This is a genomic window from Streptomyces odontomachi (genome assembly GCF_024435355.1).
GTDB classification, from domain to species: Bacteria; Actinomycetota; Actinomycetes; order Streptomycetales; family Streptomycetaceae; genus Streptomyces; species Streptomyces odontomachi.
This window is the reverse complement of record NZ_JAMJWG010000018.1, coordinates 113808-126676: the sequence shown is the minus strand read 5'-3', so window position 1 is coordinate 126676 and position 12869 is coordinate 113808. Positions and strand designations below refer to the sequence as shown.

Below are 12869 nucleotides of genomic sequence, written 5' to 3'. Positions count from 1 at the left end.
CATGATGCGGTGCATGACTTGCGCCCTCCTGAGAGCCCAGCGTCTGGAACGAACCCTGGCCGGGGCGGTGCGGCACTGATGCGCGCACTCCGCACCGGGACGGGGTCCCGACGGCGCCCGCTCGCCGCCGCGGTGGCGGTGCTTGCCGTGCTGCTCGGCGGCTGTTCCTCCGCCGGCACCCGGGACGACGGCCGGGTCACCCTCGACTTCCAGTCGCTGGCCTGGCAGCAGGAGTCCGTCGCCGCCAACAAGGAGCTGGTGCGGGAGTGGAACGCGACGCACCCCGACGTCCGGGTGCGCTACGTCCAGGGCAACTGGGACACCGTGCACGACCAGCTGCTCACCTCCTTCGAGGGGGATGAGGCGCCGGACATCATCCACGACGCCTCCGACGACCTCGCCGACTTCGCCTACGGCGGTTACCTCGCCGATCTGCGCGGGCTGCTCCCGGCGTCGCTGACGGACGACATCCCGCAGCGCAGCTGGGACATGGCCACCTTCGGCAAGGGCGTGTACGGGGTGCCGTTCCTCCAGGAACCGCGCGTCCTCATCGCCGACGCCGACCGGCTGAAGCAGGCCGGGGTGCGCATTCCCACGGTCGAGAAGCCGTGGAGCTGGGAGGAGTTCCGCACCGTCAGCAAGCGGCTGAGCGGCAAGGGCCGCTACGGGGTCGCCTGGCCGCTGAAGGAACCCGTCTCCGCGGTCCTCAACATGTCCCTGTCCACCGGTGGCCAACTCTTCCACCGCGGCGCGGACGGCAAGGTGGCCATCCGGTTCGACGCGACCGACGAGGTCGTCCCGCGCACCGTGCACGACCAGGTCGCCCAGGACGGCAGCGCGTCGGCCGCGACGCTCGGCATGGGCGGCTCGGACACCCTGCCGGGCCTTTTCGGGGGTCGGTACGCGATGGTTCCGCTCGGCTTCTCCTACCGTCAGCAGATCGCCCAGCAGGCCCCCAAGGGCTTCCACTGGCGGGTGCTGCCCGCCCCCGCGGGCGCCGACGGGCTCACCCAGGGCGTCAGCCCGCAGACGCTGTCCGTCGCCGCGGACAGCCCGCACAAGAAGGAGGCGGCCGCTTTCATCGCCTTCCTGCTCAAGCCGCGGAACATGGTGCGGCTGGCGCTCGGCGACTGGCTGCTGCCGACCGGGCGCACGGCGCTGGCGGACCCGGCACTGCACACCGCCAAGGACGACTGGGCGACCGGCACCGCGCTCGCCGACCGGTTGCGGGCGGCGCCCGCGCAGTCCGTACGGGGCTATCCGGAGTGGAAGGACAAGGTCGCCACGCCCGCGTTCCAGGAGTACTTCAGCGGCGCGATCGGGCTGGCCGAGCTGCGTAGCCGTCTGGTGGACGACGGGAATCTGGTGCTGGCGCGCTACCAGCGCTGACCCGTGCCGCCGTCAGGCCTGCACGGTGGGCCGGACGACGATCTCGCTGATGTCGACGCCGTCGGGTTGCCCGATCGCGTACCCGATGGCGGAGGCGACGGCGGACGGCGGCATGGCGATGTCGTCGCGCTGCCGGGCCAGGGCCCGTGCTGCTTCGGGACTCGCCCCCTTGCCCACGCCCTCCGTGTCGGTGAACCCCGGCGAGACCAGGGTGACCCGCAGGTGGGGCCCCGATTCCTGCCGCAGCCCCTCGGTCAGCACCTTCACGGCCGTCTTGGTGGCCGCGTAGACGGCCTGCGGGGACTTCACGACATAGGCCGCCGTGGAGGCGACGTTGACGAACTGGCCGGAGCGCTGCCGCCGGAAGACGGGCAGCGCCGCCCCGATGCCGTTGAGCAGGCCGGTGACGTGGGTGGCGACCATGGCGTCCCAGTCGTCCTGGCGCAGCTCGTCGAACGGCGAGATCGCCATGGTGCCGGCGTTGGAGACCAGGACGTCGAGCCGGCCGAAGCGCGCGAGTGCCGTGTCCGTCAGGCGTCCGAGGTCCGCGCGGCGCGTCACGTCGACGACGGTCCCGGCAGCCGAGCCGCCCGCCGCCGTGATCCGGTCCACCACCGCGTTCAGCCGGTCTTCCCGCCGGGCGCCGAGCACCAGGTGGGCCCCTTGCTCGGCGAGGTGGGTCGCCGTCGCTTCACCGATGCCGCTGCTGGCGCCTGTGATCGCGACGACCTTGCCCTGGATACCTGACATGCTCGGCTGCCTTTCACGGGGTGTGCGCAGGTCATCGGGGTGGCCTAGAGTGAAGCGGGGGCGACCCCATTTGATTCCAGATTAAGTGGGGGCGTGCCCGGTTAGCAAGGTGGGCAGTCACGGAGAGGGGAGGGGACCGCTGATGGCCGACCGAGTGCAGCGACCGTTGCGGGCTGACGCGCGGCGCAACAGGGAGAAGATCCTCGCGGCCGCCGTGCGCGTGTTCGCGTCGGAGGGGCTCGACGCGCACCTGGAGCGGGTCGCCAAGGAGGCGGGCGTGGGGAGTGCGACCTTGTACCGCAACTTCCCCACCCGGGAGGCGCTGGTCGAGGCGGTCTACCGCAACGAGGTGGCCCAGCTGTGCGACGCGGCACCCGCGCTGCTCGCGGCGAAGCCGCCCGACGAGGCACTGCGCGTCTGGACGCGCCTCTTCCTGGACTACGTCACCGCCAAATACGGCATGATCGACGCCCTGCGCGCCATCGCGGCGACAGGGGACAACCCCTACGGTCGCAGTCGGGAAATGATCCAGTCCGCCATCGCCGCGCTCATGGACGCGTGCGCGGCCGCCGGAGTGATCCGCACCGACGTCGGCCCCGCCGACATCGCTGCCGCCCTCGAAGGCATCGCCCTCACCTCGGCCAGCCCCGAACGGCGGCAGCAGGCGGAACGCCTGCTCGACCTCACCCTGGACGGTCTCAGGGCGGGTGCGGCGAAGCCGTAGCGGCCGAGCCGGGCCCGGGTGCGTTCGTCCTTGGGGCGTTCGCCCCAGGCCCCGGGTGGTCGTCCTGCCGCGACTTCCTCGGCCGATGTCTTGACCGACCTGTACTTACAGGATTACATACCTAGCACCCCGGAGCGTCAGACCCCGGAACTTCAGACCCGGAACGTCAGGGAAGAGGGTCCCCATGTCGCAGGCCGCCACACCGCCCATCGCGCCGATGGCGCTGACGCTCGATGTCGCCGGAGGGCGGCTGAGCCCCGAAGGGCCCACGCTGACGCGCCGGATGAGCGATCTCGAAGGGCTCTTCGAGGACGCGGGTGCCTGGCGGGCCGCCCGGGACGCGGGCGATCCGGTGGTGTACGAGGTGACGTCGTCGCCGGTGCCGGAGGTGCCCCGGGAGCTGCCGCAGTCCGTCACCACGATCCGGCCCGGCGCGTGCGGCGGCGAGTTCTACATGACCAAGGGGCATCAGCACCCCGATCCGCAGGGCGAGATCTACCTCGGTCTGGCCGGTAGCGGTGGCCTGCTGATGTTCGACGGCGAGCGCACCGAGTGGCTCGACATGGCGCCCGGCACCGTCGGCTACATCCCGCCCGGCTGGGCGCACCGCTCGGTCAACACCGGCGACGAGCCGTACCGCTTCCTCGCCGTCTACCCCGGTTCGGCCGGACACGACTACGGCTGGGTGCTGGAGCACGGCATGGGCCGGCGGGTCCGGCGTGCCGCGCAGGGCGGGGTGTCCCTCGCCCCCTTCCACCGCTGAACGCGCCCTTCCACGGCTAAAGGAGCAGCACACTTATGGCACTTCGCAGCGTGACCCCGGCGGTGACGGCGCTGGCCACCGTGGTGGCCCTGGGCCTCGGGGTGGTCGGCGGCAAGGCCGCGTTCGGCGGCGACGACGAGGCGGGGGAGCAGGGCGGCGCCGCGGTGGCCGGCACCCGTGTCGACGTGATCGTCAAGGCCACCAACTCCGAGTTCTGGCAGTCGATGCTGGCCGGCAGCAAGAAGGCGGGCGACGACCTCGGTATCCGCCTCGGGCTCTTCGGGCCCACCGCGGAGACCGACATCGAACCGCAGATCCAGCTGGTCGAGGACGCCATATCGCGCGGCGCCCAGGCGATCGTGCTCGCCGCCAACTCCTCCACCGCGCTCGACAGCGTCATCGACAAGGCGCGCAAGGCCGGCATCAAGGTGATCACCGTCGACAACGCGGTGCACACCAAGACCGAGGGCTTCCTCGGCACCGACAACATCAAGGCGGGCCAGCAGGCCGGCGAGCGGCTCTGCAAGCTGATGACCGCACGCGGCAAGGCCGACGGGACCGTGCTGCACGAGACGTCGGTCTCCGGCGTCCAGGTGCTGACCGACCGCTTCGACGGGTTCAAGAAGGGGCTCGCGGCCGGCTGCCCCGACGCCAGGGTCAGCCAGACCCTGGCCAACAACAACGACGTCAACGCCGCCGTCGGGCAGGTCTCGGACGTCCTCGCCACCTCGCACTCGCTCGCCGGCGTCTTCGCCGACAACAACGTGTCCGGCATCGGCACCGCCAAGGCGATCCAGGAGAAGAAGGCAGAGGGCCGCGTCGACGTGGTGTCGTTCGACTCCGACCCGGCCGAGGTCGCCGCGGTGAAGACCGGAGCCATCGACGCGATCGTGGTCCAGAACCCGTTCTTCTTCGGCTACCAGGGCGTCGTCGAGGCCGCCATGGCGCACGCCGGCTCGCCCGCGCCGGTGAACCTCGACCCGGGGGCGGTGCTGGTGGACAGGAAGAACGTCGGCAGCGAGGACCTCAAGTCGCTGCTGAACCCGCCCAAGGTCAAGAAGTAGCCAGGGGAGTCGCCGTGTCCGCGCCCTCGTCACGTCCGTCCGGCCCCGACCGGCCGCAGCCCGCCCCCGCCCCCGTCGTCCGGCTGACCGGGGCCCGCAAGGAGTACGGTCCCGTCGTCGCGCTCGACGACGTCGACATCGACATACGGCCTGCCGAAGTGCACTGCCTGGCCGGCGAGAACGGTGCCGGGAAGTCGACGCTGATCCGGGTGCTCAGCGGGGCCGTCGCCCGCGACGGCGGCGGCTACGAGATCGCCGGGCGGTCCATGCCCCGGGTCCTCGCCCCCGCCGAGGCCCGGCTCGCCGGGATCGGGGTGGTGTACCAGGAGCTGAGCCTGCTGCCCGAACTGACGGTGCTCGACAACCTCCTGATGGGCCACTTCCCCAGCCGGTTCGGCGTGGTGTCCCGGCGCGCCCAGCGCCGCAGGGCCGAGGAGATGCTGGGCGCCCTGGGGCTCGCGGACGTCCCGCTGGACGCCCCCGTGTCCCGGCTGCCCACCGCCACCCGGCAACTGATCGAGATCGCCCGCGTGATCGGCGCCGACCCCCGGCTCGTCGTCTTCGACGAGCCGACCACCGCGCTCTCCGAGAAGGAGGCCGCCGCGCTGCTGGAGCGCATCCGGCACCTCAGGGACCGGGGCACCGCCGTCCTGTACATCACCCACCGCCTGGAGGAGATGTTCGAGATCGGCGACCGGGTCACGGTGCTCAGGGACGGCCGCAGCGTCGGCACCCACGACTTCACCGACCTGGACGAGAACGGGCTGATCGCCGCCATGGTGGGCCGCGAGGTCACCAACCTCTACCCGGGCCAGCGGCGGGCCCCGGGCCCGGTGCGGCTGGAGGTGCGCGGCCTCGTCCCGCAGGGGTTCCCCGCGCCGGTGGACCTGACCGTGCGCCAGGGGGAGATCGTCGGGCTCGCCGGGCTGCTCGGGGCCGGCCGCACCGAGATCCTGCGGGCCGTCTTCGGGGCGGAGCCGCCGGTGGCCGGCACCGTGCGGGTCGACGGCGAGAAGGCGGTGATCCGCTCGCCCCGTGACGCGGTACGGCGCGGCATCGCGCTGCTCACCGAGGACCGCAAGGAGTCGGGGCTGCTGCCGGAGCTGTCCGTCCGGGAGAACACCACCCTCGCGAGCCTCGGCGACTGCGCGGGCGCCGGCATCGTCAGCACCCGCCGCCAGCAGCTCAAGGCCGACACCGCCACCCGGGACCTGCGGCTGAAGTACGGCACCTGGGACGACCCCGTGGACTCGCTCTCCGGCGGCAACCAGCAGAAGGTGCTGCTCGGCCGGTGGCTGGGCACCGACGCCAGGGTGCTGCTGCTCGACGAGCCCACCAAAGGCGTCGACATCGGCGCGAAGTCCGACATCTACCGGATCATCGCCCGGCTGGCCGAGGCCGGCCTCGCCATCGTCGTCGTCTCCTCCTACCTGCCCGAACTGCTCGGCCTGTGCGACCGGATCGTCGTCGTACGCGAACGGCGCGTCGCCGGCGAGATCACGGCCGACGAGGCGACCGAACACCGGGTACTCCAGCTGGCCAGCCCCCGGCGCGAACACGTCGACGACGCGGCGCTGAGCCGCCGCCCCGACCCTCAGGAGCAGCCATGAAGACACCCCCGACCACGGCCGAGACGGCGGCGTCCGGCGCGGTGGAGGGCGGCGGAGCCGACGGAACCGACGAGCAGGAACCGCTCGGCCTGCGGGAGCTGCTCGGCCGCAACATCAGCGGCGTGCCCATCCTGGCGCTGCTCGTGATCGGCCTGAGCCTGTCCACCGACACCTTCCTGACCGGCACCAACCTCGACAACCTGGGCCGGCAGGTCTCCATCTACGCGATCATCGCGCTCGGCGAGCTGCTGGTGATCCTCACCGCCGGCATCGACCTGTCGGTCGGCTCGGTGGCCGGTCTCGCCGGGGTCGTCGCCGCCAAGACGGTCTTCGAGACCAGCTCCGGCGGCGCCACGCTCGGCGCCATCGTGCTCGGCCTGCTGGTGGGCGCGGCGGCGGGCGCGGTGAACGGTGCGCTGGTCGCGTTCTTCCGGATGCCGCCGTTCATCGTCACCCTCGGCATGCTGGGCGCGGCACGCGGCCTGACGCTGGTGTACACCCACGGCCGCACCATCCAGCCGCTGCCCGACGCCTTCCAGGAGATCGCGGGCGGCGCCACCCTCCACGTCGCCAACCTGATCTGGCTGACCCTCATCATCGCGCTCGCGGTCGGCTTCGCGCTGCACCGCACGGTCTGGGGCCGCTACGTGTACGCCGTCGGCTCCAACGCCGAGTCGGCCAGGCTCAGCGGGGTGCCGGTGCGCGGGGTGCTGGTCAGCGTGTACGCGCTGTCCGGTCTGGTCGCCGGCTTCGGCGGCATCCTGCTGGCCTCCCGGCTCGGCAACGGGGTGCCGACCTCCGGCACCGGATACGAGTTGCAGGCCATCGCCGCGTGCGTGATCGGCGGGGCGAGCCTGTTCGGGGCGCGCGGCACGGCGGTCGGCGCGCTGCTCGGCACGATCATCGTCGGCCTGCTCAACAACGGTGGCACGCTGCTCGCCATCGACCCCTTCTGGCTCCAGGTGGTCATCGGCGCCCTGATGGTGATCGCCGTCGGGCTCGACCAGTTGCAGAGCCGGCGCCCGCGTTCGGCCTCGATGGGAACCACATGATCATCTCGCATGACCTGGGCACCACCGGTGACAAGGCGTCCCTGCACGACACGCAGGGCCGCCCGCTCGCCACCTGCACCGTCGGCTATCCCACCGACTTCCGCGCCGGCGGCGTCGCCGAGCAGGACCCGGAGCACTGGTGGCGTGCGGTCTGCGAGGCCACCCGGCGGCTGCTCGCCGAGGCCGGCGCCGACCCGGGCGGCATCGCCGGTGTCGTGCTGTCCGGCCAGATGATGGGTGCCGTCTTCCTCGACGACGCGTTCCGCCCGGTGCGCCCCGCGATGATCTGGGCCGACCACCGCAGCACCGCCCAGAGCGACCGGCTCGTCGACGCGCTCGGCATGGCGTCGGCGTACGCCGAGCTGGGCCACCGGATCAACCCCACCTACTCGCTGACCAAGGTGATGTGGGTGCGCGAGAACGAGCCGGACGTGTGGGCCCGCACCCGGCACGTCTGCCTCGCCAAGGACCTGGTCACCCAGCGCCTCACCGGCCGCCTGGTGACCGACCCGTCCGACGCCTCCAGCACCAACGCCTACGATCAGCGCGCCGGCACCTGGTCGACACGGCTGCTGGCCGCCGCTGAGGTCCCCCTCGACCTGCTGCCCGAGATCGTGCCCGCCACGTCGGTCGCCGGCCGGGTGACCGAGCAGGCGGCCGGCGAGGTCGGCCTGCCGGCCGGCACGCCGGTGGTGACCGGCGGCGGCGACGGCCCGATGGCGGCCGTGGGCGCCGGGATCGTCGCCGCGTCGGACGGGCCGTACGCCTACCTGGGCTCCTCCTCGTGGATCTCGGTGGCCGCCGAGGCGCCGCTGCACGACCCGCGGATGCGCTCGATGACGTTCGACCACGTGGTGCCCGGGCACTACGTGCCCACCACCACGATGCAGGCCGGCGGCGCCTGCCTGGAGTGGGTCGTCGACCTGCTCGCACCCGGCCCCGGCCCGGACCGCTACGGTCCGTTGCTGGCAGCCGCAGGACAGGCACGGGCGGCCGACGAGGGACTGTTCTTCCTGCCGCACCTGCTCGGTGAGCGCTCGCCGTACTGGAACCCGGCCGCCGCCGGGGTCTTCGCCGGCCTCGAACGCCACCACGACCGGGGCCACCTGGTACGCGCCGTCCTGGAGGGCGTCGCGTTCAACCTGCGTACCTGCATCGGCGCCTTCACCGACGGCGGTATCGCGGTCGACGGGGTCGACGTGATCGGCGGCGGCGCCGGCAGCGACGTCTGGCTCCAGGTGCTCGCCGACGTGTGGGGGGTGCCGGTGCGCCGGCGCAGCATCGTCGAGGACGCGAACAGCCTGGGCGCCGCGGTGACCGCGCTGGTCGGCCTCGGTCTCGCCGAGGACTTCGGCGTCGCCCGCCAGCTCGCCGGCACCACCGCCGAGTTCGTCCCCGACACCCGGCGCAGCGCCCGCTACGCCGAGCAGCACCGGATCTTCCTGGATGCCTACGCACGGCTGGAACCGTGGTTCGACACCCGTACGAAGGGGGCCTCGTGACGCCGCCGCACCGCACGCACCGGGCGGTCGTGGTGACCTCCCGTTCGTTCTCCACCGGCAGCGCCGACCTGACGGGCCGGCTCACCGCCGCAGGACTGACGGTGCTGCGCGCCGATCCGGGCCATGACCCGGCGGCGCTGCGCGGCCCGCTCGGCGAGGCCGTCGCCTGGATCGCCGGGACCGCTCCCGTCACCGCCGCCCACCTGGCGCTGGCCCCCGCGCTCAGCGTGCTCGCCCGGCACGGCGTGGGCGTCGACGCCGTCGACCTCGACGCGGCACGGGACTCCGGCGTCACCGTCACGCACACCCCGGGAGCCAACAGCGAGGCCGTCGCCGAGCACACCCTGGCCCTGCTGCTGGCCGCGCTGCGCGCCGTCCCCGCGGGCGACGCGCGGGTACGGGCCGGGGTGTGGACCGTCACCCGGGGGCGTCAACTCGGTGCGGCCGTCGCCGGGGTCGTCGGTTTCGGGCGGATCGGCCGGGGCGTCACCGAGCGGCTGCGCGCCCTGGGGTGCACGGTGCTGGTGCACGACCCGTACGTGCCCGACGATGCCGTACGGGCCGCCGGCGCCCGGCCGGTCCCGCTCGACGAGCTGCGCTCAGCGGCCGACGTCGTCGCGCTGCACACGCCCGGTGGCCGGTTGCTCGTCGACGCCGACTGGACGGCCGCGGCCCGGGACGGTCAGGTGATCGTCAACACCGCGCGCGCCGACCTGGTGGACGAGACGGCGGTGGCCGACGCGCTGCGCAGCGGGCGGCTGTTCGGCTACGCCGCCGACACCCTCGCCACCGAGAGCCGTGCGGCCCACTCGCCCCTGCTCGCCGACGACCTGCGTGACCGGGTCGTCGTCACCCCGCACCTGGGCGCCCAGACCGAGCAGGCCGTCGACCGGATGGGCACCATGGCGGTGGACGGCGTGCTCGACGTGCTGGCGGGCCGCCGCCCGAGGTACCCGGTCGGCGCGGAGCCGTCGCCGGGTGGTCCGGCGGGTCGTGCGGTGACGGGTCGGGTCGCATGAGCGGGCGTGGTCGTCGTCGGATGCGGTTCGTCGGGGTGTCCATCGGGTGCTCGTCGATCATGCGGGTTTTCCGGGTTGGTCGGAGTTGTTTGGCCTGGAGGTGGGTGTGATGGGGTTCGACGTGCTGGCGGGCCGCCGCCCGAGGCACCCGGTCGGCGCGGAGCCGTCGCCGGGTGGTCCGGCGGGTCGTGCGGTGACGGGTCGGGTCGCATGAGCGGGCGTGGTCGTCGTCGGATGCGGTTTGTCGGCGTGTCCACCGGACACTCGTCGATCATGCGGGTCTTCCCCCGCTGGGCGGAGCTGCTCGGTCTGGACGTGGACCTGAGCGGACTCGACGTCCCGGTGGACGCACCGCCCGAGGAGTACCGCCGGGCCGCACTCGCGTTGCGCGACGACCCGGACTGCGCCGGCGCGCTGGTGACCACCCACAAGATCGCGCTGTACGAGGCCGCCGGTGACCTCTTCGACGGCTTCGACGACTTCGCCGTCACCTGCGGCGAGGTGTCCTCGGTGACGGTGCGCGACGGGCGGCTGTACGGCGCCGCCAAGGACCCGCTGACCGCCGGGCTCGCCCTGGAGGAGATGCTCACCGCCGACCACTTCGCCACCGGGGCCGAGGTGCTCTGCCTGGGCGCGGGCGGCGCGGGCACCGCGATCGCCTGGTACCTCACCCGGCGCGCCGACCCGCCCCGCACCCTGCACGTGCTGGACACCGTGCCCGAACGCCTGGCCCGTCTCACCGAGGTCGTCGGCGCCGGGCACGGCACCACCGTGCGCACCGCCGCCGCGCACCCGGAGCGCATCGCGGCCGTGCTGCACGACCTGCCGCCCGGCAGCCTGGTGATCAACGCGACGGGCCTCGGCAAGGACCGCCCCGGCAGCCCGCTGCCCGCCGGCGCCGTGCTGCCCCGCCGGGCCGTGGTGTGGGAGCTGAACTACCGGGGCGCCCTGGACCTCCTGCGGCAGGCCGAAGAGCAGCGGGCCGAGCGGGAGCTGACGGTGGTGGACGGCTGGCGGTACTTCGTGCACGGCTGGTCCCAGGCGATCGCCGAGATCTTCGGCATCCCGATGCCGCCCGAGGTCGTCGACGAACTCTCCGCCGCCGCCGAGGCGTTGCGATGACCGGGCAGCGCGTGGTGCGGACCGTCCTCGGCGACCTCGACCCCGGCGGGCTGGGCGCCGTCGACTACCACGAGCACCTGTTCCAGGTCACGCCGCTGCTGCCGGGCGACGAACTCGACGACGAGGCCGCGTCGACCCAGGAGGCCGGCTCGCTCAAGGAGTCCGGCGCGGACGCCATGGTCGAGGCCACCCCGACCGGCCTCGGGCAGCGCCCGTCCGCGGTGGCCCGGGTGTCGGCCGCCACGGGGCTCGCGATCGTGCACACCACCGGCGCCCACCGCGAGCCGCACTACGCCGCCGGCCACCCGCTGCTGGACGAGTCCGTGGACGGCCTGCGCCGACGCTTCCTGCACGACCTGCGCACCGGTCTTGCGGAGTCCGACGGCTCGCCCGCCACGGCGCCGGACGGCGGTCCGGTACGGGCCGGCCTCCTCAAGGCGGGCATCGGCTACTGGTCCGTCAGCCCCTTCGAGCGGCGGGTCATCGCCGCCGTCGGCGAGAGCGCGGCCGAGACCGGCGCCCCCGTCATGGTCCACCTGGAACACGGCAGCGCCGGCCATGAGGTGCTGGACCTGCTGGCCGGCCACGGCTGCCCCGCGGACCGGGTCGCGCTGGCGCACGCCGACCGGAACCCCGACCCGGGGCTGCACCTGGAGCTGATCGCCCGCGGCGCCCTGCTCGGCTACGACGGCGCCGCCCGGCACGCCCGCGTGCCGGACTCGGTGCTCGTCGACTGCCTCGCCCGGGTCGTGGCGGACGGCGGCGCGCAAGGGGTGCTGCTCGGCGGCGACGTCGCCCGGCGCAGCCGGTACCTGGCGTACGGCGGGATGCCCGGGCTGCGCTACCTCTTCGTCCGCTTCCTGCCGCGGGTGCGGGCAGCGGTCGGTGCTGCCGCGGTGCGGCGGATGCTGGTCGGGAACCCGGCGCGCTGGCTGGCGTGGAGCCCGCGGGACACCGGTGCGGATGACGCCACAGACACCACGGATGACGCCGCGGCCGGCTGAACGGTCCTCTCGGGCCGGAAGGCCAACGGTCTTGGGCCAGAAGGGGAACGGTCGTTATTTGTTATCCTCTCATGACATGCAGACAGGTATCGACCGTTCCTCGCCGCTGCCCTTCTACCACCAGCTCAAGCAGATCCTGCTGGCGGAGATCCAGGGCCACGAGCTGGAGCCGGGTACCCGACTGCCGGGCGACCACGAGCTGTGCCAGCGCTACGAGGTCTCCCGCACGGTGGTCCGCCAGGCGCTCTCCGAGCTGGAGTCCGAGGGTGTCATCGAGCGCATCAAGGGCCGCGGGACCTTCGTCTCCCCGCCCAGGACGGCCGAGGGCCTGGTGCAGTCGCTCACCGGGCTCTACGAGGACGTGGCCCTGCGCGGCTCGACGCTGCGCAGCGACGTCCGCCGGCTGGAACTCGTCCCCGCGGACACCCAGGTGGCGGCCGAGCTGCACCTCGACCCCGGTCAGCCGGTGATCCTCATCGAGCGGCTGCGGTTCGTGGACGAGGAGCCGTGGGTGCTCACCGTCACCCATGTCCCGGAGCGCCTGGCGCCTGGCCTGCTGGACGAGGACCTGACCCACCGGTCCCTGTACGCCCTGCTGGAGGGGGAGTACGGGGTGCGGTTGGCGCGCGGGCACCGCTCCGTCGAGGCGACCACCGCGGGCCCCGCGCTCGCCCGCCACCTCGGCATCGCCGAGGGCGCGGCCGTCCTCGCGCTGCGCAGCACGAGCTTCGGTCCCGACGGCAGTCCCGTGGAGAGCTTCGTCGCCTACCACCGCGGCGACCGCAGCCGCTTCGAGGTCGACCTGGTGCGGCGTCCCCGGGCGGCGGCCCACCCGCTGATGATCGTCACGGGATGACGTCCGCTTTCCCG

Annotated in this window: 12 protein-coding genes; 11 read left to right on the top strand and 1 reads right to left on the bottom strand. The window is 73.3% G+C overall.

The window, feature by feature from the left end:
• Positions 1-78 precede the first annotated feature (78 nt).
• Positions 79-1389 carry an ABC transporter substrate-binding protein gene (locus tag NQO67_RS31235; RefSeq protein ID WP_255953695.1) on the top strand — a complete coding sequence of 437 codons (1311 nt, stop codon included), beginning with the start codon at positions 79-81 and terminating at the stop codon, positions 1387-1389.
• Between the two features lie 12 nt (positions 1390-1401).
• Here NQO67_RS31235 and NQO67_RS31230 read toward each other — a convergent pair whose 3' ends face one another.
• Positions 1402-2139: an SDR family oxidoreductase gene (locus NQO67_RS31230; RefSeq protein WP_255953694.1), complete on the bottom strand. Its 738-nt coding sequence runs from the start codon at positions 2137-2139 to the stop codon at positions 1402-1404.
• 142 nt (positions 2140-2281) lie between these two features.
• Here NQO67_RS31230 and NQO67_RS31225 point away from each other — a divergent pair, with 142 nt between their 5' ends.
• The 10 genes from NQO67_RS31225 (at position 2282) to NQO67_RS31180 (ending at position 12855) form a co-directional block, all read left to right on the top strand.
• Positions 2282-2863: a TetR/AcrR family transcriptional regulator gene (locus NQO67_RS31225; protein WP_255953693.1), complete on the top strand. Its 582-nt coding sequence runs from the start codon at positions 2282-2284 to the stop codon at positions 2861-2863.
• 184 nt (positions 2864-3047) lie between these two features.
• Entirely contained in the window at positions 3048-3626 is a 579-nt protein-coding gene (locus tag NQO67_RS31220; protein ID WP_255953692.1) for a glucose-6-phosphate isomerase family protein, read from the top strand.
• A 35-nt stretch (positions 3627-3661) separates the two neighbouring features.
• Entirely contained in the window at positions 3662-4690 is a 1029-nt protein-coding gene (locus tag NQO67_RS31215) for an ABC transporter substrate-binding protein (RefSeq protein ID WP_255953691.1), read from the top strand.
• 14 nt (positions 4691-4704) lie between these two features.
• Positions 4705-6300 carry a sugar ABC transporter ATP-binding protein gene (locus NQO67_RS31210; RefSeq protein ID WP_255953690.1) on the top strand — a complete coding sequence of 532 codons (1596 nt, stop codon included), beginning with the start codon at positions 4705-4707 and terminating at the stop codon, positions 6298-6300.
• Positions 6297-7352, top strand: a complete 1056-nt coding sequence (locus tag NQO67_RS31205) for an ABC transporter permease (protein WP_255953689.1) — start codon at positions 6297-6299, stop codon at positions 7350-7352. Before NQO67_RS31210 ends, NQO67_RS31205 begins: the two co-directional genes overlap by 4 nt.
• A complete protein-coding gene (gene xylB, locus NQO67_RS31200) occupies positions 7349-8854 on the top strand; it encodes a xylulokinase (RefSeq protein WP_255953688.1) in 1506 nt (501 codons plus the stop codon). Before NQO67_RS31205 ends, xylB begins: the two co-directional genes overlap by 4 nt.
• Positions 8851-9873 (top strand): NAD(P)-dependent oxidoreductase, encoded by a 1023-nt coding sequence (locus NQO67_RS31195; RefSeq protein WP_255953687.1) that lies wholly within the window; start codon positions 8851-8853, stop codon positions 9871-9873. Before xylB ends, NQO67_RS31195 begins: the two co-directional genes overlap by 4 nt.
• Before the next feature lie 249 nt (positions 9874-10122).
• Positions 10123-10995 carry a shikimate dehydrogenase family protein gene (locus NQO67_RS31190; RefSeq protein ID WP_255953686.1) on the top strand — a complete coding sequence of 291 codons (873 nt, stop codon included), beginning with the start codon at positions 10123-10125 and terminating at the stop codon, positions 10993-10995.
• A complete protein-coding gene (locus NQO67_RS31185) occupies positions 10992-11999 on the top strand; it encodes a phosphotriesterase family protein (RefSeq protein ID WP_255953685.1) in 1008 nt (335 codons plus the stop codon). The genes NQO67_RS31190 and NQO67_RS31185 overlap by 4 nt, the downstream gene beginning before the upstream one ends.
• Positions 12000-12075: 76 nt before the next feature.
• The gene (locus NQO67_RS31180; protein ID WP_255953684.1) at positions 12076-12855 is read left to right on the top strand and encodes a GntR family transcriptional regulator; all 780 of its coding nucleotides are present in this window, start codon (positions 12076-12078) and stop codon (positions 12853-12855) included.
• Positions 12856-12869: the final 14 nt, after the last annotated feature.

What these genes read in the sequence shown, in the direction of transcription:
- NQO67_RS31220 (WP_255953692.1), top strand. Translation starts at nt 3,048, where the DNA reads ATGTCGCAGGCCGCCACACCGCCCATCGCGCCGATGGCGCTGACGCTC.
- xylB (WP_255953688.1), top strand. Translation starts at nt 7,349, where the DNA reads ATGATCATCTCGCATGACCTGGGCACCACCGGTGACAAGGCGTCCCTG.
- NQO67_RS31205 (WP_255953689.1), top strand. Translation starts at nt 6,297, where the DNA reads ATGAAGACACCCCCGACCACGGCCGAGACGGCGGCGTCCGGCGCGGTG.
- NQO67_RS31180 (WP_255953684.1), top strand. Translation starts at nt 12,076, where the DNA reads ATGCAGACAGGTATCGACCGTTCCTCGCCGCTGCCCTTCTACCACCAG.
- NQO67_RS31215 (WP_255953691.1), top strand. Translation starts at nt 3,662, where the DNA reads ATGGCACTTCGCAGCGTGACCCCGGCGGTGACGGCGCTGGCCACCGTG.
- NQO67_RS31230 (WP_255953694.1), bottom strand. Translation starts at nt 2,139, where the DNA reads ATGTCAGGTATCCAGGGCAAGGTCGTCGCGATCACAGGCGCCAGCAGC.
- NQO67_RS31235 (WP_255953695.1), top strand. Translation starts at nt 79, where the DNA reads ATGCGCGCACTCCGCACCGGGACGGGGTCCCGACGGCGCCCGCTCGCC.
- NQO67_RS31225 (WP_255953693.1), top strand. Translation starts at nt 2,282, where the DNA reads ATGGCCGACCGAGTGCAGCGACCGTTGCGGGCTGACGCGCGGCGCAAC.
- NQO67_RS31185 (WP_255953685.1), top strand. Translation starts at nt 10,992, where the DNA reads ATGACCGGGCAGCGCGTGGTGCGGACCGTCCTCGGCGACCTCGACCCC.